The sequence below is a fragment of the Streptomyces deccanensis genome (assembly GCF_022385335.1).
GTDB classification, from domain to species: Bacteria; Actinomycetota; Actinomycetes; order Streptomycetales; family Streptomycetaceae; genus Streptomyces; species Streptomyces deccanensis.
The window spans coordinates 3,023,149-3,043,208 of the sequence record NZ_CP092431.1 but is presented as its reverse complement, the minus strand read 5'-3'; the positions used below and the strand labels follow the sequence as shown (position 1 = coordinate 3,043,208).

Genomic DNA, 20,060 nt, shown 5'->3' with positions numbered 1-20,060 from the left:
AGACGAGCCGGGCGGACGGCCGCGTGGAGTCCCCCTAGGGGGCTTCCCGAGGAACGTCCGGGCTCCACAGGGCAGGGTGGTGGCTAACGGCCACCCGGGGTGACCCGCGGGACAGTGCCACAGAAAACAAACCGCCGGGGACCGTATCCGTACGGACCTCGGTAAGGGTGAAACGGTGGTGTAAGAGACCACCAGTGCCCAGGGTGACCTGGGCAGCTAGGTAAACCCCACCCGGAGCAAGGTCAAGAGGGGCCGCCGTAAAAAGCGACCCTGCGCGGACGTTCGAGGGCTGCCCGCCCGAGTCCGCGGGTAGACCGCACGAGGCCGGCGGCAACGCCGGCCCTAGATGGATGGCCGTCTCCCCGGCCGCCGCGAGGCAGCCGGGCGACAGAACCCGGCGTACAGCCCGACTCGTCTGCCGCCACCTGCGGTTTGCCTGGGAAAGGGCCTCTGATCTGCGACGGAGGCCCTTTCCGGTCTTTCGGGGGCTTGCCGCGTCAGGCGGCGGAAAGTCCCTCGCAAGTCCCTCGGACAGCGCTGAAAGTCCCTGAAAAGTCCCTGGGGCAGAGGGGCGTAGGACGGCTCTGACCTGGTCCGAGTCGATGGGGCGTGAGGTGACGCTCTTGGACTGTGCCCACGGTTTTTGCAATCACCATGACCTAGGACGTGGGCTGACAGTGGCCGCCACTGATCCACCGCCGCCTGATCAGTAACCCGTCTTCGCCTCAGGAAGGTGCCACCAGCGAGCCCGTCCGCGATCAGGGCAACAAACGAGGCACTCGACTTCGCCACCCGATACCAGATCGCTGTAGCGGCGATCCGGGGACTGACGCACCGAGTGACAACGGGCGGCGGCTCGGTCTCCCGACCTCTCACTCGCCCGAACCGCCGCGATGCTGATCGGCGTCGGCCAGGTCGCCGAGGAACCGGAGATCCGGCTGCCCCTCGACGAGCCGTACGAGGACCGCGTCCACGTCGGCGGTGACGGCCGCCCGGTGAAACGGCTCCGGTTCCCCGCCGCTGTCGAGGACACCCCGCTGTTCTGGGAGCGGCCGTTCGAAGCGGCGGGCTCTTCCGCGCCGAAGTGGTGCACCGTGGGTTGACCTCGGCCCGCTCGTCCCTTGTCCGGACAGTACGGAAGCGGCCACGGCGGTCGCCGCGCCGCTGCCTTCAACGGCGTGGGGACCCGCCGTGGCGCTCTCGCGAGGCCTTGGCATACGCGTGCGGTTGTCGTCGCTGATCGCCCGCCGTCGTGGACGCGGACACGGGCCAGATCGGCTCACCGCGTCATGCGGGGGAAGAGACGTTCGACGGCGGCGACCACGGCGGCGCGGCGCGCGGCGAGGGACGGGTCCGTGGCCTGTTCCGCCGCTATCGCGCCGATCTCGGTCTGTGCCGCCCACGTGGTGGCGATCTGGTTGACCAGGGCGAGGACGTCGACCGGGTCCCAGGCCGGATCGAGCTGACCCGCCCGCTGTGCCTCGCGCAACTGGTCGATCTTGCCGGCGAGGGTGTTCCGAACCGTGTCGGCGCAGGACTGAGCGGTGGTGCCGGCGAGTTCGAGGCGCCCCCAGGTGATCAGCCGGTGGTGGTCCGGGCGGGCGATGGTGAAGTGGTCGTAGAGCCGGCCCGCGTAACCCGGCAGGTCGGCCGGGTCCATGGGGGTGGCCTCCGCTACCCGGGCCAGTTCAAGCAGGAAGACATGGGCGTAGAGCACCTCCTTGCCGCGGAAGTACGCATAGACGCGCTCCTTGCTGGTCCTGGCCTGCTTGGCGATGCGGTCCACCCGGGCGCCGGCGATTCCGTGACGGGCGAACTCGTCCGTGGCGGCGGCGACGATCCGCTCGCGGGTGGAGTCGGCACCTTCGGGAGCGGCGGGCTCGGAGGTCGGGTCGGTCGTGGTCGAGCGCGGCATACGGCCAGGATAAGGGACCGAACCGTTTGGTTTGGAAAAGTGGCGGGTCGATGTCTAGACTCAAACCGAACGGTTCGGTTTGGAACTGGCCGAACTCGGCACTTATGTCTGGAGAGCACTCATGCACCACCGCGTCCTCGGCTCCCAGGGCCTGCGCGTCTCCGCGCTCGGCCTCGGCACCATGGGAATGACCGTCGCCTACGGCTCCTCGAACGATGACGAGAGCACCGCCACCATCCGCCGAGCCCATGAGCTCGGGGTCGACTTCTTCGACACCGCCGAGCTGTACGGCCTCGGCACCGGCAGCAACGAGATCCTGCTCGGCAACGCCGTGAAGGACTTCCGTGACGAGGTGGTCCTAGCCACCAAGTTCGGGTTCGACATGACCGCACAGCAGATCGGCGCCGGATTCGACAGCCGACCGGAGAACATCCGCAAGGTCGCGGAAAACAGCCTGCGCTATCTGCAGACCGACCGCATCGACCTCTACTACCAGCACGCCGCCGACCCCGACGTGCCGGCCGAGGAGGTCGCGGGCGCTGTCGGCGAACTGATCGCCGAGGGCAAGGTGAAGTACTTCGGCCTGAGCAACGTCGGCCCCCAGTACATCCGCCGCGCCCATGCCGTCACTCCCGTCACGGCCCTGCAGTCCGAGTACTCCCTCTTCGAGCGGGAGGTGGAGGAGAAGATCCTGCCGGTCCTGCGGGAGCTGGGCATCGGCCTCGTCCCGTACTCCCCGCTGGGCCGCGGCTTCCTGGCCGGCGTGGTCAAGCCCGCCGCCGAGTACCCGGCGGACGACATGCGCAGCTGGGACGAGCGGTGGCAGGGCGACAACTACACGTACAACCTCAACGCCACCGAGCAGCTGAAGAAACTCGCCGCCGCCAAGGGCATCACCGCCGCCCAGCTCGCGCTGGCCTGGCTGCTCGCCCAAGGCGACGACGTGGTTCCGATCCCCGGCACCCGCAACGCCGACCGCCTGGCGGAGAACACCGCCGCGGCCGACGTCGAACTCACCGGCGCCGACCGCGAGCAGATCAGGCAGATCCTTCCTCAGGGTTCCGCGGGAAGCCGGTACCCGGCCGCGATGCTGGCCACCATGTCGACGGACTGACATTGCGGTTACCCGGCGGAAGGATGGTTGCCCGGTACCCGCCGGGTCGGGCATGCGACATGTCGTCCAAGATCCGCGGGGTGGACGGTGAGGCGCAGGAGAGCCGGACGGGCAGCTTGTCGAAGGCGACCAGTCGGTCGGTGCGGACCTCGAGCGGATCGCCGGCGCGTTCGACCGAGGAGTACCGCTCGGCGAAGAGGCCGAGGATCGCGCTGGTCCCGGCCCGTGCCAGCACTGTCCGGCACCCGCGTGGGTACCGAAGCCGAACGTCAGGTTCCGGCTCGCGTCCGGCGGTCGGTTGTAGTCGAACTGGCCGGAACCGCCGTACTGCTGTGGGGACTGGGTGTCTCGCTCGGTTTTCCTCTCGCGCTTTCGGCCGCGGGGGAGTCCTGCGTCGTGTGCGCCGTCTTCCTGGCCCCGGCGGTGGAGACCGGGGCCAGCGCTGAGGGCCCGGCCGCGAGGTGTGCCACCGATGCCGACGTACCCACCACCGCTGACGAGGCGGACTCGGCGTAGACCGCACCTGACGCCAGCGGCGCGGACACGTCGGGGCCGTGCGGGCCGGTGTTTGTCAGCGAGGTCCGAGTGCCCCTCGTCAGGGGGGACCTGATGCTGCTTGGGTTGTTGCTTGATCAAGGGCCTGCGTCGGCCCATCGCTGGGCGGTGGTGAAGGCGAGAAGGGGGGGCGCGGCCGTCTGCAGCACCGACACGAGCGCCAACTGATGTGGTGGCCATGCAGGTTGACCACGCCGCGGCAACAGAACCACGAAGTCCTGGTCGGCAAACAGCGGCCCCAGCGCCTCCCGGATCCGCATGCATACTGACTTCGGCTCGTCAGGGTGACGCTGGTTCGTCGAGGGCCAGGCCGGTGCCCGCTATGAAGCCGTCGAGGATGCCGGACCGGTACTGAAGGCGCTTGAGCCGGTTGCGTACGAGTGCTTCGAGCCGGTCGAGGGCAACGACTGCGAGGTTGGCCAGGCTGTGCTTGACGTGCGCCCATACCCACTCGACCGGGTTGAGGTCGGGTGAGTAAGCGGGCAGCAGGAATACCGTCAGCCACTCACGCTCGGCGATCAGCTCGCCCATGGCGCGGGAGACGTGGGTGTTCAGGCGGTCCCACACCAGCACGAGGGGCGCCTTGACGAGCTGGTGGACGCCGTCGATCAGCGCGATGAAGTCCCGCTCGCCCATGCTGCGACGTTTGCCTTTGCCCGCTCGGTGGGTGCGCAGGCGGTGGCACAGCCGGGTCCGGGAGCCGGGCCGCATGGCAATCATCCCGGCCACGGACAGTCGGCCCGAGCGTCGTCCGCTCACCGTCACCTGCGGGGTGTGGCCGCGCCGGCCCCAGGTGCGCCCCCTGGGCGGTCGGCGGGTGAAGCCTGCCTCGTCCTCGAAGCAGATGTAGCCCCCACAGGCCGCCCGGACTCTTTTACCTCCGCCCAGGTCGCCTCCTTCCACGCGGTGACGGCCTGCTCGTCCCGCTCGGCGACCCGCCGCGCAGGGACCTGCGGGCTGAAGCCGAGCCGGTGCATCAGCCTCGTCGCGCCCGAGACGCTGTAGGAGACGTGAAACTTCCTGCCGATCAGCGTGGCCACCCTCGCCGCGGTCCACACCTGGTCCTCCGTCCAGCCGTGCGCGGCCGGACCCTGCTCGAGATACCTGGCGAGCTTTTCCAGACAGCGTGGCGACAGGCGACACCGGCCCCCGCTCGGCCCTCGCGAAAGCAGCTCCTCGGCACCGCCTTGCCGCCACAACTGCTGCCACTGGTAAGCCGACTTCAGACTCACACGCAGCTGCCGGGCCACCTCGGGCGGTTTGACCTGCTGCGCGAACAGCTCTGCCGCCTGTATCCGCACCGCTTCCCGACGCCCCCGTGCTGCAGGCGTCAGCCCGCCCCCATCCGCGTATCTCACACGCCATGGACTACCGACAACACCGCACCCACATCGGCAAGTTCAGCAAACATCACCCTAACGAGCCGAGATCAGTAAACAGCCCTTCGGGAACGCCAGCCGGGCCACCTCAGCGGTCCGGGCCGTGACCTCACCGGCAGACGTGGACGCAGCGACACGTTGATCACCTCACGCTCGCCCCCCCCACGCCGCTCCGGCAATCCTCCCGCCGCCGCAAGGCCACTTGGCGGCGACAGCTGCGGTAGGAAGGAGGCATTCGCTTGTGCCACCGTACGAAGAACCCGGGCCCGTTTGGCTCCCCGGCGCATTGAGCTGCCTGGAGCTGCGGCAGATTCTGTGACCTCCGTCAATCGACCCTGCGGAGTGACGATCATGGATGCAGCACAGGAGCTCAGTCGACTGAGCGGCGTTTTCTACGGCGAAGGCGGGTATCGGCCGAGTTCCGGCAGCCAGGGCAGAAAGGTCGTCGACCCGGCTACGGCGAAGGTCATTGGCGAGATCACCGCTGTGACGCCCGAGGAAGTGGACCAGGTCGTTGCTGCCGCCAACGCGGCTCAGAAGAGGTGGTGGGCCGAGAGTGCCCTGCACCGCTCGGAGAAGTTGCACGAGGTGGCCAGGGAGATCGGCCGGTATGCGCCCGAGGTCGCGGAGCTGATCACCCGGGAGACGGGCAAGCCTTACAAGGAGAGCCGCGACGAGCTCGTCTGGTCGGTCTCCGCGACCGACTACTACGCGGAGCTGGGCCGTCATTCGGTCGGCTCGGTGCTGGGTCCGAGCGTTGCCGGGCAGGTCCATTACACGGTGAAGGAACCGATGGGCGTCGTGGTGGTGATCCTTCCCGCCAACTTCCCCATCCTTTTGCTGATGTGGGAGGCGGCTGCCGCGCTGGCCGCGGGCAATGCCGTGATCGTCAAGCCGTCCGAGTTCGCCTCCCTTTCCACGCTGAAGTTCATGGAGGCCTTCGATGGTCTCCCTGCGGGACTGGTGCAGTGCGTGACCGGGGGCGGAGAGGTCGGCGACCAGCTCGTGCGGCACCCGCAGACCCACATGGTGGGTTTCACCGGCAGCGTGCCGACCGGCCAGGCCATCGCGAAGGCCTGTGCGGAGCAGTTCAAGCCGTTCCTGATCGAGGCCTCCGGGAACGACGCGTTCATCGTGATGCCGTCCGCGCCGTTGCGTACCGCGGCGCGCGCCGCCGCGTTCGCGGCCTTCATGAACTGCGGCCAGGTGTGTACGTCGGCCGAGCGGTTCTTCGTGCACACGGATGTGTACGAGGAGTTCGCGGAACTCCTGGTGGAGGAGGCGGCACAGCTGCGGATCGGCAGTGGTCTCGGCAAGGTGGATGTCGGCCCCATGGAGCACGCCGGGGAGCGGGACCGCTACGAGCGGATCCTCGCGCGGGCTGTGGAGCAGGGGGCCAAGGTCGCCCACGGCGGAGGCCGGCCACAGCATCTCCCGGCCGAGAACAGGGACGGCTTCTTCGTCGAGCCGACCGTGCTCGTGGGCGTCATGCCCGACATGGATGTCATGCAGGCCGAGATCTTCGGTCCCCTCGCGCCGCTGTGCCGGGTCAGCAGCTTCGAGGAGGCGCTGGAGCTGACGAACGCTTCCGCGGTCGGACTCGGGGCGAACATCTATACGACCGATCTGCAGGAGGTCCACCGGGCGACGAGCGAGATCGTGACCGGCATGGTGTGGGTCAACGCGCCGCTCCTGGACAACGACGCCGGTCCTTTCGGCGGCCGCAAGCTCTCGGGTGTCGGCCGTCAGCTGGGGGCCGAGGGACTGGACTCGTTCCGTCACACGAAGCTCGTCATGATCGACCCTGCCGCCACCGAGCAGGACTTCTGGTGGTTCCCCTATTCCGACGACGAGGCCTGGAAGCGGCCTGGTGGCGTTGGACAGTCCTGACCGGACGAGTGCGGAGAAGGACGTTTCATGAATGACGACAGTCTGTCCGACTCGGGTCTGACCTTCTGGCACGAAGAAGCGGGTGGTGACTGGGGGCCCAAAGAGGTCCTCGACCGTGACCACCAGGTCGACGTGGCGATCGTGGGCGGCGGATACACCGGGCTCTGGACGGCCTACTACCTGGCCCGGGCCGACCCCTCGCTCCGTATCGCGGTGCTGGAGAGCCACTTCGTCGGGTTCGGGGCATCGGGCCGCAACGGCGGATGGTGCTCCGCCATCTTCCCCGCCAGCCCGCGGAAGGTCGCCGATGTCAGTTCCCGTGACTCGGCCGTCCGGATGCAGCGGGCCATGAACGACACGGTGCGGGAGATCCAGGACGTCGTCGTCGCCGAAGACATCGACTGCGACTTCGAGGCCGGCGGGTATCTGTCCGTGGCGAGGAACCCGGCCCAGTGGACGCGGGCGCAGAAGGAAGTAGCCGGCTGGCAGGACTGGGGCTTCGGCGGTGACCACATGCGGCTCGTGGAAGGCGATGAGCTGACGGGCCGCGTACGCATGGCCGACGCCCTGGGTGCGACGTTCACACCGCACTGCGCGGCACTGCAGCCCGCCAAGCTGGCCCGCGGCCTGGCCGACGTCGCCCGAGCCGCCGGGGTGCGGATCTACGAGGACACCCGTGTGCTCGGGATCGGGCCCGGCAGGCTCGACACCAACCGTGGCCAGGTCACGGCCGATGTCGTCGTCCGGGCCACGGAGGGGTACACCGCGCAGTTCCCCGGCGCGAAGCGTGACGTGGTGCCGATGTACTCCTTGATGGTGGCGACGGAGTCCCTGCCGGACGCCTCCTGGGAAGAGATCGGACTGCACGATCGCGCCACCTTCAGCGACAAACGCCACCTGCGCATCTACGGGCAGCGCACGGCCGACGGCCGCCTCGCCTTCGGTGGACGCGGCGCTCCGTACCACTTCGCCTCCCGGGTGGAACCCGCCTTCGACAGTGATCCCGCCGTCCATGCCGCGCTCCGTCGCATCCTGGTGGAACTGTTCCCGGTCATCCGTGGGGTGCGGTTCACCCATGCCTGGGGAGGCAACCTGGGCATCCCCCGGGACTGGGTCCCCTCCGTGACGTACGACCGCAGGACCGGGCTCGCCCAGGCGGGAGGGTACGTCGGGGACGGAGTCGCCACGGCGAATCTCGCCGGGCGCACGCTGGCCGCCGAGATCCTCGACCAGGACAGTGACATCCGGTCGCTTCCCTGGGTCGGCCATCGTTCACCGAAGTGGGAACCGGAACCCTTGCGCTGGCTGGGGGTGAACGCCGGAACTCTGGCCTTCACCGTGGCCGACCGAACGGAACAGCGTTCAGGCCGTCCCTCCCGCCTCGCCACGGGCTTCTGGCGAGCCCTGGGCCACTGAGGCCACTGAGACCAGCTGTCACGGACTCTGTGCGAACCCAAAAAAGGCCGCTCACGCCGTCGGCGTGAGCGGCCTAGCCTTTAGACAGAGGAAACCCGAGGGTGGGCCGGCAGCAGTTCCCTCCTCCGTATGAGAGCCCAGGTGCCGCCATGAGCATCACGATCAAGGAGCTGGTCGCTCTGCCGTCCCTGCGGACCCGGTTCCTGGCCGGGCGCTCCGGAGAGGACCGGGCGGTGCAGTGGGCCCACACGTGTGAGCTACCCGATCCGTGGAACTGGCTGGGCACCGGAGACCTGCTGCTGTGCGACGGCTACAGCTTTCCTGCCGATGCCGAGGGGCAGGTAGATTTTCTGGAGCACCTCGCGCAGGCGGCACTCTCCGGCATCGCACTCGCGGAGGGCATGCACGCGCCCGCTCTCACACCCAGGGCAGCGACCGCGGCCGACGCCCTGGCATTCCCGGTACTCGAGACGGCGTACGCGGTCCCTTTCGTCACCGTCGCCCGGATGGTGGCCGACAGCAACAGCCAGGAAGCCAGCGCCCGGCTCACCAGGATCATTCGTCTCTACGACGTCCTCCGCCGGGCGCACCAAGCAAACTTCCGTGACAACGCCCTGCTCGAACAGCTCGGCAACGAAGCCGGTGCTCGCCTGTACGCCGTGGACATCCGCACCGGGGAACCCCTGCTGCCCACCAGAGCCCCCTTCCCCGCATCGTTTCGCCAGGCACTGTTCGAGGCGGTCGAGGCGCGGAGCGGGCCCTTGCCGACGTTCCTGCGTATGTCCGTCGCCGACGAGTCCCTCCTCGCGCTTCCCCTGGAAGAGGGTCGGCGAGCCGTGCTCGTCGTCCAGCCACTGTCGCCCCGCGCTGCGCCTGACCTCATGGTGCTGCAGCACGTCGCCACCATCGCCGACCTGGAAGTGGAGCGGCGAGCGGCTGGTGCTCTCCGCCGCAGGGAGAGCGGCGCACGCCTGCTCGGCCAGTTGGTGGACGGGGCCATCGATCTCGAGGCAGCCGAGACGCGCCTGTCGGCGATGAGCCTGGGAGGCCGGCCCTGGCGCTTGGCATGCATGGGCGGTGACACGCCGATCACCGCGGAAGAGCTGCAGGCCCGGCTCGGTGCGGAGAACGTCTCTCATCTGGTGGCACAGCGGCACGACGGACTGCTGATTCTGCTGCCGGACGCTCAGACCACCGAGGAACTCTTCGGATTCGGCCGTGATCCGCGGGTCCGGGCCGGTATCAGCCCCCCGGTGCACAGTCTCAAGGCTGTGGGGGACGCGGCCCGTCAGGCCCGCTGGGCGATGGAGGCAGCGCGCAGCGAGGGCCGTTGCGTCGTGGTGTACGGGGACCAGTCACCCGCGTTCCTGCCGAGGACGGTGGCCGAAGGAGAGGCGGTCGTCGCCCGGGTACTGGGACCGGTCATCGCCTACGACGCCGACAACGACTCCCAGCTCGTCCACTCGCTCGAGGTGTTTCTGGACAGCAACCGCTCCTGGAAGGAGGGGGGCGACCGACTGGGCATCCATCGCCAGACTCTGGTCTACCGGATGCACCGGGTGGAGGAGCTGACCGGACGGAAGTTGAATCGTCTGCAGGACCAGACCGAGCTCTATCTGGCCCTGCAGACGCTGCGGATGCTCGACGGCGGGTAGACCGGCTGTCAGCTCGTGCCGTCCCGGAAGATGGCGTACGACTTGATGACCGTCTCTTCGACCACCCAGGTGCCGGTCCAGCCGTCGGGGATGACGAGGACGGTGCCCGCGCAGACGTGCCAGACGGTGCCGTCGTCGCCGCGGAGTTCGGCCGTGCCGTCGATGACGTGCATGAACTCCACGTAGCCGGTGTGGTCGGAGCGGAAGGCCCCGGGCGTGCAACTCCACAGCCCGGCGGACTTGAGACCGTCGTCGACCAGTGGCAACAGGCGGGCCTGCGGTTTTCCGGTGACAGGCTCCGGGACGTCGACCGGGGCCGGCCAGGGTGCCTCCTGGACAGCGAGGCTGCCGACGAGCGCGGTGCTCGCCATGAGGTTGAGATTGCCGAGGCCTGACACAGGGCTCCTCCTGATGGTGCGGTACGTCAACGACGGAAAAGGCGGCATCGCTGATGCGGCCGGGGCCGCATCAGCGATGTTCATCCGTTAGTGCACGCGAGGGGCGCTGTCTCCCGGCTCGAGGGCGGTTCCGACTGCCTCGACGGAGCGGCTGACCGCCAGGGGATCACCGGGTACAGCGTCCCCGTGCGGCGCGTCGCCGCGCAGATACGAGCGGGCGGCGAGCATATAGATCGCGCCTGCGCCGATGACGACCACAGCACCCAGCAGGACGATGTAGTTGTCGTACCAAGGGGTGCCGGGTGCGCTCGGCCAGCACAGGTTGACCATCGCGGCGACGCCGTAGATCAGGGCGGCGACGTTGGCGGGCAGACCCCAGCCCCCCAGTTGGAACTTGCCGGTGGGACGCCATCCCTTCAGACGGGCACGGAGCGCGGCCAGGACCACCATCTGGAAGCCGATGTAGATCCCGAGCGCGGCGAAGCTGACCATCTTGGTCAGGGCGTCGGCCGAGAGCTTCGAACCCACGACCAGCAGGCCGGGGATGACGGCGGCTGCCAGGAGCGCATAGGGAGGAACGCTCCGCCGCTCGGAGAACTTGGTGAGGGCCCGGCTGCCGAAGATCATCTTGTCTCGGCCGTAGGAGTACGCCATCCGGCTGGCGGCCGCCTGCAGGCTCATGGCGCAGGACAGGAAGGAGATGAGGACGACGGCGATGATGATCCTCGATCCGACGCCGCCGAAGGCCTCGCCCAGGATCCTGCCGACCGGGTCGGGGTCCTGGCCCGATATGACGGCGCCGAAGTCACTGACGGAGAGGATCAGCGAGAAACAGACGAAGCTCGCCGCGGCGCCGCCGATGTAGATGGTGCGCCGCATCGACGTGGGGATGCGGCGGCCGGGGTCGGGCACCTCCTCGGCCACGTCACCACAGGCCTCGAAGCCGTAGTACTGGTAGATGCCGATCAGGGCCGCGGCCAGGAAGGCGGCCGTGTAGTGGCCCTCGCCACCGGCGCCGTAGCTGTGGAAGAGCGAGCCCAGGCCATGGTGCCGGTGGGTGATCAGCAGCCACACCCCGACGACGATGGCACCGATGATCTCAGCCACGAACCCGATCACCGCGGCGGCCGACAGAACCTTGGTGCCGAGGTTGTTGATGACCGTGGCGGTCGCCAGCAGGATCAGGGCTCCTGCGATCGTGTTGTTGACGGTCGGCGTGAAGCCGAAGAGTGCGGCGATGTAGGGACCGGCTCCGTAGACGACGCCGGCGATCGTGACCAGCAGCGCCATCAGGTAGACCCAGCCGGTCATCCAACCCCATTTGCGGCCCCAGAGCCGACGGGCCCAGGGGTAGACGCCGCCGGCGACCGGGTACTGGGCGACTATCTCACCGAACACCAGGGCGACGAGGAGTTGGCCCACGCCCGCGATGAGCAGGCTCCAGAACATGGGAGGCCCGGCGGTGGCGAGCGAGAAGGCGAAGACCGTGTAGATGCCGACGACCGGCGACAGGTAGGTGAACCCGAGGGAGAAATTGGCCCACAGGCTCATGTCTCTCTTGAACTCGGACCTGTAGCCGAGCGCCGCGAGTTGCGCGTCGTCGTCCGCGGGGACGGGGGAATTCGTGGTCAAGGGGTGCTCCTGGCGTCTCGGGAGAACGCGGGAAGGGGAGGGTTGAGCGGGCCCGCCGCCCGAGCGGTGGGAGGCGGGCCGGTTGTGGGGGAAGGGGTGGGGCCGAGGGCCCCGGGGATCACTGCCGCAGCAGTGTCAGGACGGCGTCCGCCGCCCGGCCGCCGGACTCGATGGCCCCGTCGATCCATCCGGCCCAGCCGCTGGCCAGGTCGGAGTTGGCGAAGTACATCCGTCCCCGGGGCTCCTGCAGTGCCTTCGAGTGCGCGATGACCTGCCCAGGGCGGTAGGCCATCCAGGTGCCCTGGGAGAACTCGTCGGCGTTCCAGTCGTGTGCGTCGACGGCGAGCACCTCGGCCTCGGGCAGGAATTCCTGCACGGCCCGGGTGACGGCGGCCTGATCGTGCGGGTCGAGGTCGGCCGCGGCGCTGGCGAAGCCCACCAGGTAGGCGCCCTCGTCGGTGGTGTACTCGGTCGCCAGCCACTTGATGGTGGTGTGCCAGCCGACACCGAAGAAGTTGGCGTCCACGCCTCGGGTGAGTGCCCAGATCTTGACGGACTGGCCCGCCTGCTTCTCCTGGGCCATCCGGAGGTGCGAGCCCTCCAGCGCGGGTGTGAAGGTCATGCTGCCCCAGGTGTTGATCGGGGTGGCGATCACGATCGCCCTGGCCGTGAGGGCTTCGCCGGTCCGGGTGACCACGCGGACGCCGTCGGACTCCTCGGTGACGGAGTCCACCGGCGTGCTGAGGCGCACCTCCGCGTCGCAGTCGCCGATGATCCGGTCGACGAGGTTCTTCGTCCCGTCGGCGATCTTGTCGGTGAGCATGGTGAACCACGCGACGGCACTGTTGCCGAAGCCGGTCACCCAGGACAGCACGTGAAGGGCGGACAGCTGGTCCGGGTAGGCGCCGAAGTAGAAGGCCGGCCAGGCGAGGATGAAGTCGCGTGTGGTCGGTGGGAGGTTCATGGCGTCCACGAACTGCTGGAACGGCACATCGAGGTCCTCGAGTCCGTCCTGTCCCAGAGGCTCCTCGCCGAACCGGAGGCGACTGGCCTGAGCGATGATGTGGGCCAGGGCGCGTTCGAAGTCCACCCATTCCTCGGCGGGAATCGGGAAGGGCTTGTGGGCGACCTCCCCGTTCACTCCCCATCCGAACCGCTCGGGGACGGGGCTCTGGAACGTGGGGATGCCGTACCGGTCCAGCTCCGCGCCGACAAACTTCTGGTGCTGCGCGGAAATCCAGGTGCCTCCGAACTCCAGCTTCTTGTCCCGGCCGGTGAATTCCCGGTAGAACGTGCGGCCGCCCAGCCGGTCGCGTGCCTCCAGTACCAGCACGGAGAGGCCGGCCTGACTCAGGTCACGTGCCGTTGTGACACCAGCGAACCCCCCGCCCACCACGATGACATCGAAGTCAGTCATTTCAGCTCCCATTAAATCGAGCACCCAAGTGATGTTAATTCCGGAATGTCGGACCAGCGCATGATGCCGGTCACGTCCCTGAGTGCGAAGACAATGCCGCAGAGGTTCATGAATCGGCCACTAGCCGGATGGCGCAACCGGCGTCTTGCGTTTGTGGCCGTGTACAACGGCTGTTCAGCGGCGGAAGACCACGGTCTTGCCGCCGTTGATCATGACGCGGTGCTCCGCATGCGCGGTCACCGCTCGCGCAAGCGCCATCGCCTCAAGATCCCGGCCGGTCTCGGTCAGGTCCGTCGCGGAGTGACGGTGATCGACACGGACGAAGTCCTGCTCGATGATCGGCCCCTCGTCGAGGTCCCCGGTCACGTAGTGCGCGGTGGCCCCCACGACCTTGACGCCCCGGGCATGGGCCTGGAAGTAGGGGCGGGCCCCCTTGAAGCTGGGGAGCAGACTGTGGTGGATGTTGATCGCCCGGCCGTCCAGTTCCCGGCACAGAGGATCGGACAGGATCTGCATGTAGCGGGCCAGGACGACAGTCTCCGCGGAGTAGGCCGCCACGAGTTTGCGCAGTTCGTCCTCAGCCCACGGCTTGGTGTCAGGTGTGATGGGCACGTGATGGAAGGGAATCCCGTGCCATTCGACGAGTTCCCGTAGATCGTCGTGGTTGGACACGACCGCGACGATCTCCGCCCGGAGCGAGTCGGTGCGGACTCTGTGCAACAGGTCGTTCAGGCAGTGCCCCTGCTTCGACACCATGACGAGCAGACGGTGCCGATGGGCCGGATCGTGAAGCGCCGCGTTCATGCCCAGCGGTTCCGCGACGTGCCGAAACTGCGAGCGGAGTTCCGAAAGGTCCACCGAGCGGTCGGCGGCGGCGTGGACCCGCATGAAGAACAGACCGGTCTCCTGGTCCCCGTACTGCTGGCTTTCGCGAATGCTGAACCCGCGTTCGGCGAGGAAGCCGGACACCGCCGCGACAATTCCCGGTCTGTCCGCGCAGGACAGTGTCAGGACAATTTCCTTCATCAGGACTTCGGCCTTTCTGACTTCGGGTCGTACAGGGGGCGCAGGGACGCCTGTGCGGGCACCCGCCGACCCGCGACCTCGATCTCGTAGGAACCCTCTGCGAACCAGGGCCGGTGGACGGCTTCAGGAGCACTCACCCAGCCGAGGGCGACCGCCGCACCGAGCGTGTGACCGTACGAAGCGGAAGCGACCCGGCCCACCAGGGCCCCGTCCCGGAAGATGGGCTCGTCGTGGAAGAGCAGGGGCTCGGGGTCGCTCAGCACGAACTGGACGAGCCTGCGCGATATCCCCGCGTCCTTCGCCTTGAGCAGGGCATCCCGGCCGATGAATCCGCCTGGCTTGTCCCACTTCACGGTGAAACCCAGCCCGGCCTCCAGCGGGTGGTCCCCGCCCGAGATGTCGTGTCCCCAGCTCCGGTACGCCTTCTCCAGGCGCAGCGAGTTCATCGCGTGGTAGCCGACCGGCTTCAGGCCGAGGTCCGCTCCGGCGTCGAAAAGGTCGTCCCACACGTGCTGCGCGATGTCGGCCGGGATCAGCAGCTCCCAGCCCAGCTCGCCCACATAGGTCACACGGGTGGCGCGTACGAACCCGAAGCCGAGGTCGATCTCGGTCGAGGTACCGAAGGGGAACCCTTCGGCGGACAGGTCCGCGTCCGTGAGCGGCTGCAGGAGCCGACGGGCATCGGGGCCCATGACCGCGAGCATCGCCATGGTGCCGCTGACGTCGGCGACGGTGCAGAAGTCGTCGTCGCCGATTTCGCGCTCCAGATGCGCCAGATCACGGTTGACCGTCGCCGGGCCGGACAGGACGAGGAACCGGTCCTCGGCGAGCCTCGTGATCGTCACGTCCGACTCGATCCCGCCGTGCTCGTTCAGCCACTGGGTGTACGTGATGCGGCCCGGTTCGGTGTCCACGTCGTTGACCGACACCCGCTGCAGCACCCGCACGACATCGCGGCCCTGGACCAGCAGCTTGCCGAACGACGAGGTGTCGATGACCCCGACGCCCTCGCGGACTGCGCGATGCTCCGCCGCCGACTGCTCGAACCAGTTCGGCCGGCCGAAGGAGTACTCGTAGCGGCCCTTCACGCCGGAAGGGGCATACCAGTTCGCCCGCTCCCAGCCGGCCAGTTCACCGAAGACCGCGCCCGCTTCCTCGGTACGGCGGTGCAGCGGGCTGATCCTGAGGGGCCGAGCAGTGGTGCGCTGCTGGAACGGCCAGTGGACCTCGTACGACTCGTCCAGCGTCTCCAGCACCCGCTGCTCGAGGAATCTGCGGTTCGTCTCGTGCCGCTGCACCCGGCCGGGATCGGTCTCGGGCATGTCCAGGGGACTGCGTCCGTCGACGATCCAGTCGGCCAGCACCGACCCGGCCCCCGGCCCCGACAGGAAGCCCACCGAGTTGAACCCGGCCGCGACGAAGTAGTTGCGCAGCCGCGGGGCCTCTCCGAGGTGGTACTGACCATCAGGGGTGAAGCTCTCGGGGCCGCAGAAGTGCAGGCGGATTCCGGCGTCCTCCAGCACGGGCATCCGGTGCATGATCTTCTCGTAGAAGGGACCGAGATGGTCCCAGTCCTCCGGAAGCTGCACGAAACCCTTGTTCTCCGGGATTCCGCGCGAGCCCCAGACGTAACTGCCGGGCTCGAAGAACCCGACCATCAAGGCTCCGGCTTCGTCCTTGATGTAGGCGTACTCGTCGCCGCTCTTGATCGTGGGCAGGTTGCGCGGAAGGCCGGGGATCGCCTCGGTGACGACGTAATAGTGGGCAAGGGCCTGCAGGGGTATGTCGATGCCGGCCTTCGCTCCGAATTCCCGGCCCCACATTCCCGTCGCATTGACGACGTACTCCGCCTCGATGTCACCTTCGGCGGTACGTACGCCCGTGACCCGACCGTGCGCGGTCGTCACGTCGACAACCGTGACGCCCTCGAACACCTTCACACCGCGCTGCTTCGCACCCCGGATCAGAGAGATGGTCGTGTCGGTCGCGCTTCCCCGGCCGTCCTCGGGAAAGTAAAGGCTCCCTTGCAGTCCGTCCGCGTTCAGCAGCGGATGGAGTTCCAGCGTCTGCTCGACGTCGAGGAGGCGAGCCTCGATCCCGTTTCCACGGACGACACTGGCCTGGTGCCGCAGTTCCTGCAGTCGTTCGGGTGACGTGGCCAGGTTCATGGTGCCGGTCTGCACGAAGCCGGTGGAAAAGCCGGTGTCCTGCTCGAGGGACCTGAAGATCGCCAGGCTGCGCTGCACCACCTCGCGGGTCGCGTGGGTGCCTCGTGCCTGTGTCACCAGCCCGGCCGCGTGCCAGGTCGTGCCCGATGTGAGCTGGTTCTTCTCCAGCAGGACCACATCGGTCCAACCACGGCGCGCGAGATGGTAGGCGGTACTCGCGCCGATGATCCCACCGCCGACGACGACGACCTGCGCCCGTTCCGGCAATTTCACTTCCATGACCACCCTCCGTTCGAGGGCCCCAATGTGGGCGGTTTCCGCGCACGGCCGCCATGCATCGATTGCTCAAACACACCGACCTCGGTTGTGCGATCGCTCAGTACCGCCGCCTGGCGCCCTTGGGCACAGTCGAGCCCGCAAGCTGGTGAGCGATCGACGAGTGATGGGGAGCGGAACTGCCGGTGAACAGCACAGCAGCCGTCATCGACGGCAATCTCGCCGCGAGAGAGATCAAGGAGGAGCTGAGCGGTCGTATCGACCGGCTGACGGCAGCAGGCAGGCAGCCCGGCCTCGGCACCATCCTGGTCGGTGACGATCCCGCCTCTCGTTCCTACGTCGCCGGAAAGCACCGCGACTGCGCGGACGTGGGAATCAGATCCTTTCGCGTGGAACTGCCGGCGGGCGCGTCACAACGGCAGGTGCTCGCCGAGGTGGAACGCCTCAACGAGGATCCACGGTGTTCGGGCTTCATCGTCCAGCTGCCGCTTCCCGCCCAGGTGGACATGCACACGGTGCTCCAGGCCATCGATCCCGACAAGGACGCCGACGGCCTGCACCCCGCGAACCTGGGCCGTCTGGTCCTTGGCCGCCCCGGCACGCTGCCCTGCACGCCCCGGGGAATTCTGGAGTTGCTCCGGCGTGAGGGAGTGCCCATCACCGGAGCGCAGTTCTGTGTGATCGGTTGCGGAACGACCGTGGGGCGGCCACTCGCCCTCATGTTGACCCGCCCCACCGAACACGCGACGGTCACCCTGTGCCACGAGGCCACGGTCGACGTCGCCGCGCACACACGGGTCGCCGACGTGGTCATTGCCGCCGCCGGCGTCGCCCACCTGGTCAAGCCGTCATGGATCAGGCCCGGGGCCACCGTGCTGTCGGTCGGCATCACCCGCACCGTGGAGGGCATCCTCGGCGACGTCCATCCCGACGTCGAGCAGGTCGCCGGCAAATGGACGCGGGCGACCGGAGGAGTGGGCCCCATGACGCGGGCCATGCTGCTGAAGAACGTCGTGGAGCTGGCCGAGCGGCGTCTCGGCTGACCGCCCCGCGGTGGAGTTCGCTCCACGTCCCAGAGGAAGGCCCCATGAGAGCGGGAGTTTGTTCATGAGTTTGAGGATTGTCGTCCCTGTGAAGTACGTGCCCGACGCCACTGGCGACCGGCACTTCGCCGATGACCTGACCGTCGACCGGGACGACGTGGACGGTCTGCTCTCCGAGCTCGACGAGTACGCGGTCGAGCAGGCGCTGCAGATCTCGGAAGACCGTCAAGAAGCAGGCGACGACGTGGAAATCACCGTCCTGACAGTGGGCCCGGAGGACGCCAAGGACGCGCTGCGCAAGGCGCTGTCCATGGGTGCGGACAAGGCCGTCCACGTCGAGGACGACGACCTGCACGGCACCGACGCCATCGGCACCTCCCTGGTGCTGGCCAAGGCGATCGAGAAGGCCGGCTACGACCTGGTCATCTCGGGTATGGCATCGACGGACGGAACCATGGGCGTCATGCCGGCACTGCTCGCCGAGCGGCTGGGCGTGCCGCAGATGACCCTGCTGTCCGAGGTCACCGTCGAGGACGACATAGTGAAGGGGCGCCGTGACGGCGACACCGCGAGCGAGCAGCTGGAGGCGCAGCTTCCGGCGATCGTATCGGTGACCGACCAGTCGGGTGAGACGCGCTACCCATCCTTCAAGGGCATCATGGCGGCCAAAAAGAAGCCGGTGACCTCCTGGGGCCTGTCCGAGCTGGAGATCGACACCGAGAAGGTCGGTCACGAAGGCGCCTGCACGAAGGTCGACGCCGTGGCCGAGCTCCCGGCCCGCACCGCGGGCACGATCCTCAAAGACGATGGTGAGGGCGGCAAGCAACTCGCCGCCTTTCTCGCGGAGCGCAAATTCATCTGATGCAGCCTCGCGAGCCATAAGTTCATCTGATCCCGTTGGAGTTGCTTTCCCATGGCTGAAGTTCTCGTCTACGTCGACCACGTGGACGGTGCCGTCCGCAAGCCCACCCTGGAGCTGCTGACCCTGGCCCGCCGTATCGGTGAGCCGGTCGCCGTCGCGCTGGGCAACGGCGCCGGTGACACCGCCGCCGCGCTCGCCGAGCACGGCGCCGTCAAGGTGCTGACCCACGAGGCCTCCGAGTACGCCGACTACCTGGTCGTGCCCAAGGTGGACGCGTTGCAGGCCGCCGTCGAGGCCGTCCCCGCGTCCGCCGTCCTGGTCCCGTCCTCCGCGGAGGGCAAGGAGATCGCCGCGCGGCTGGCGCTGCGCATCGGCTCGGGCATCATCACCGACGCCGTCGACCTCGAGGCCGGCGACGAGGGCCCGGTGGCCACCCAGTCGGTGTTCGCCGCCTCCTTCACCACCAAGTCCCGTGTCTCCAAGGGCACCCCGGTCATCACGGTCAAGCCCAACTCGGCCGCCGTGGAGGCCGCCCCGGCCGCCGGCACCGTCTCCGAACTGAACGTGACGTTCGGAGGGTTGGCCACCGGCACCAAGGTCACCGGCCGCACCCCGCGCGAGTCCACCGGTCGTCCGGAGCTGACCGAGGCCGCGATCGTGGTCTCCGGCGGTCGCGGTGTCAACGGCTCCGAGAACTTCGCCCTCATCGAAGCCCTCGCCGACTCCCTCGGCGCGGCGGTGGGCGCCTCCCGTGCCGCGGTGGACGCGGGCTGGTACCCGCACACCAACCAGGTCGGCCAGACCGGCAAGTCCGTCTCGCCGCAGCTGTACATCGCCTCCGGCATCTCCGGCGCGATCCAGCACCGCGCCGGCATGCAGACCTCCAAGACGATCGTGGCGATCAACAAGGACGCCGAGGCCCCGATCTTCGACCTCGTCGACTACGGCGTCGTCGGCGACCTCTTCGACGTCGTCCCGCAGCTCACCGAGGGGATCAGGATTCGCAAGGGCTGAAGACCGTATGTAGGCCTGCTGGAGGAGTTCTTCACCATCACCCCGCAGAGGTGGGGCTGCGTTCCTACAGCCGCAGACATACCGGGCCCCAGCTCAGCACTCGGCGATACGGCCTGCGTGGTTCACGGACTTCGGCTGAAAGTCCCTGGGAAGTCCCAGAGGGTGAAACCGTCGGCCGGATATCGGTAAAGGTGCAGGTCGGTGCGAGGGCTCGCTGAGCGGGGCAATACTGGGCGTACAGCCCGACTCGTCTGCCACTCAATGCGCCGCCCTTACGAGTTGGTGCGTGATAGCGGGTGA

General features: G+C 68.1%; 15 protein-coding genes, 1 other RNA gene and 1 pseudogene. 10 read left to right on the top strand and 7 right to left on the bottom strand.

The window, feature by feature from the left end; all coding sequences use genetic code 11:
* Positions 1 to 3 precede the first annotated feature (3 nt).
* Together rnpB and L3078_RS13590 are read left to right on the top strand one after the other, a co-directional pair.
* Positions 4 to 418, top strand: an RNA gene (gene rnpB, locus L3078_RS13595) — RNase P RNA component class A.
* Positions 419 to 893: 475 nt separating this feature from the next.
* Positions 894 to 1,103 carry a hypothetical protein gene (locus L3078_RS13590; RefSeq protein WP_239753824.1) on the top strand — a complete coding sequence of 70 codons (210 nt, stop codon included), beginning with the start codon at positions 894 to 896 and terminating at the stop codon, positions 1,101 to 1,103.
* Between the two features lie 176 nt (positions 1,104 to 1,279).
* Here the strand turns inward: L3078_RS13590 and L3078_RS13585 are convergent, their stop codons facing one another.
* On the bottom strand, positions 1,280 to 1,915 hold the full coding sequence (locus tag L3078_RS13585; protein ID WP_239753822.1) for a TetR/AcrR family transcriptional regulator: 636 nt from the start codon (positions 1,913 to 1,915) through the stop codon (positions 1,280 to 1,282).
* 121 nt (positions 1,916 to 2,036) lie between these two features.
* Here L3078_RS13585 and L3078_RS13580 point away from each other — a divergent pair, with 121 nt between their 5' ends.
* Together L3078_RS13580 and L3078_RS44730 are read left to right on the top strand one after the other, a co-directional pair.
* Positions 2,037 to 3,029, top strand: coding sequence for an aldo/keto reductase (locus tag L3078_RS13580; protein ID WP_239753821.1), 993 nt, complete (start codon positions 2,037 to 2,039; stop codon positions 3,027 to 3,029).
* A 312-nt stretch (positions 3,030 to 3,341) separates the two neighbouring features.
* Positions 3,342 to 3,545: pseudogene (locus tag L3078_RS44730) on the top strand (hypothetical protein); the annotation flags it as partial.
* A 318-nt stretch (positions 3,546 to 3,863) separates the two neighbouring features.
* Here L3078_RS44730 and L3078_RS44925 read toward each other — a convergent pair.
* Positions 3,864 to 4,942, bottom strand: a protein-coding gene (locus tag L3078_RS44925) for an IS630 family transposase (protein ID WP_420864023.1) whose coding sequence is annotated in 2 segments (ribosomal slippage) — positions 3,864 to 4,441 and positions 4,441 to 4,942 — 1,080 coding nt in all. Because the reading frame shifts where the segments join, the coding sequence is not laid out codon by codon here.
* A gap of 291 nt (positions 4,943 to 5,233) precedes the next feature.
* Here L3078_RS44925 and L3078_RS13560 point away from each other — a divergent pair.
* The 3 genes from L3078_RS13560 to L3078_RS13550 all read left to right on the top strand — a co-directional run bounded on the left by L3078_RS13560 (position 5,234) and on the right by L3078_RS13550 (position 9,924).
* Positions 5,234 to 6,853 carry an aldehyde dehydrogenase family protein gene (locus tag L3078_RS13560; RefSeq protein ID WP_239753820.1) on the top strand — a complete coding sequence of 540 codons (1,620 nt, stop codon included), beginning with the start codon at positions 5,234 to 5,236 and terminating at the stop codon, positions 6,851 to 6,853.
* Between the two features lie 27 nt (positions 6,854 to 6,880).
* The gene (locus tag L3078_RS13555; protein WP_239753819.1) at positions 6,881 to 8,269 is read left to right on the top strand and encodes an NAD(P)/FAD-dependent oxidoreductase; all 1,389 of its coding nucleotides are present in this window, start codon (positions 6,881 to 6,883) and stop codon (positions 8,267 to 8,269) included.
* 149 nt (positions 8,270 to 8,418) lie between these two features.
* Positions 8,419 to 9,924, top strand: a complete 1,506-nt coding sequence (locus L3078_RS13550) for a PucR family transcriptional regulator (protein WP_239753818.1) — start codon at positions 8,419 to 8,421, stop codon at positions 9,922 to 9,924.
* 8 nt (positions 9,925 to 9,932) lie between these two features.
* Here L3078_RS13550 and L3078_RS13545 read toward each other — a convergent pair whose 3' ends face one another.
* From L3078_RS13545 to L3078_RS13525, 5 genes are all read right to left on the bottom strand, one after another.
* Entirely contained in the window at positions 9,933 to 10,295 is a 363-nt protein-coding gene (locus tag L3078_RS13545; protein WP_239753817.1) for a cupin domain-containing protein, read from the bottom strand.
* Positions 10,296 to 10,409: 114 nt separating this feature from the next.
* Positions 10,410 to 11,954 carry an APC family permease gene (locus L3078_RS13540; RefSeq protein ID WP_239753815.1) on the bottom strand — a complete coding sequence of 515 codons (1,545 nt, stop codon included), beginning with the start codon at positions 11,952 to 11,954 and terminating at the stop codon, positions 10,410 to 10,412.
* A gap of 118 nt (positions 11,955 to 12,072) precedes the next feature.
* Entirely contained in the window at positions 12,073 to 13,371 is a 1,299-nt protein-coding gene (locus tag L3078_RS13535; protein ID WP_239753812.1) for a flavin monoamine oxidase family protein, read from the bottom strand.
* 174 nt (positions 13,372 to 13,545) lie between these two features.
* Complete coding sequence (purU, locus tag L3078_RS13530; RefSeq protein ID WP_239753810.1) at positions 13,546 to 14,397, bottom strand: formyltetrahydrofolate deformylase; 852 nt, start codon at positions 14,395 to 14,397, stop codon at positions 13,546 to 13,548.
* Positions 14,397 to 16,844, bottom strand: coding sequence for a GcvT family protein (locus tag L3078_RS13525; RefSeq protein WP_239753808.1), 2,448 nt, complete (start codon positions 16,842 to 16,844; stop codon positions 14,397 to 14,399). Before L3078_RS13525 ends, purU begins: the two co-directional genes overlap by 1 nt.
* A gap of 182 nt (positions 16,845 to 17,026) precedes the next feature.
* Here L3078_RS13525 and L3078_RS13520 point away from each other — a divergent pair, with 182 nt between their 5' ends.
* The 3 genes from L3078_RS13520 (at position 17,027) to L3078_RS13510 (ending at position 19,760) form a co-directional block, all read left to right on the top strand.
* On the top strand, positions 17,027 to 17,884 hold the full coding sequence (locus tag L3078_RS13520) for a bifunctional methylenetetrahydrofolate dehydrogenase/methenyltetrahydrofolate cyclohydrolase (RefSeq protein ID WP_239753807.1): 858 nt from the start codon (positions 17,027 to 17,029) through the stop codon (positions 17,882 to 17,884).
* 64 nt (positions 17,885 to 17,948) lie between these two features.
* The gene (locus L3078_RS13515) at positions 17,949 to 18,746 is read left to right on the top strand and encodes an electron transfer flavoprotein subunit beta/FixA family protein (RefSeq protein ID WP_239753806.1); all 798 of its coding nucleotides are present in this window, start codon (positions 17,949 to 17,951) and stop codon (positions 18,744 to 18,746) included.
* A 51-nt stretch (positions 18,747 to 18,797) separates the two neighbouring features.
* Positions 18,798 to 19,760, top strand: coding sequence for an electron transfer flavoprotein subunit alpha/FixB family protein (locus tag L3078_RS13510; protein ID WP_239753805.1), 963 nt, complete (start codon positions 18,798 to 18,800; stop codon positions 19,758 to 19,760).
* The last annotated feature ends 300 nt before the right edge of the window (positions 19,761 to 20,060 follow it).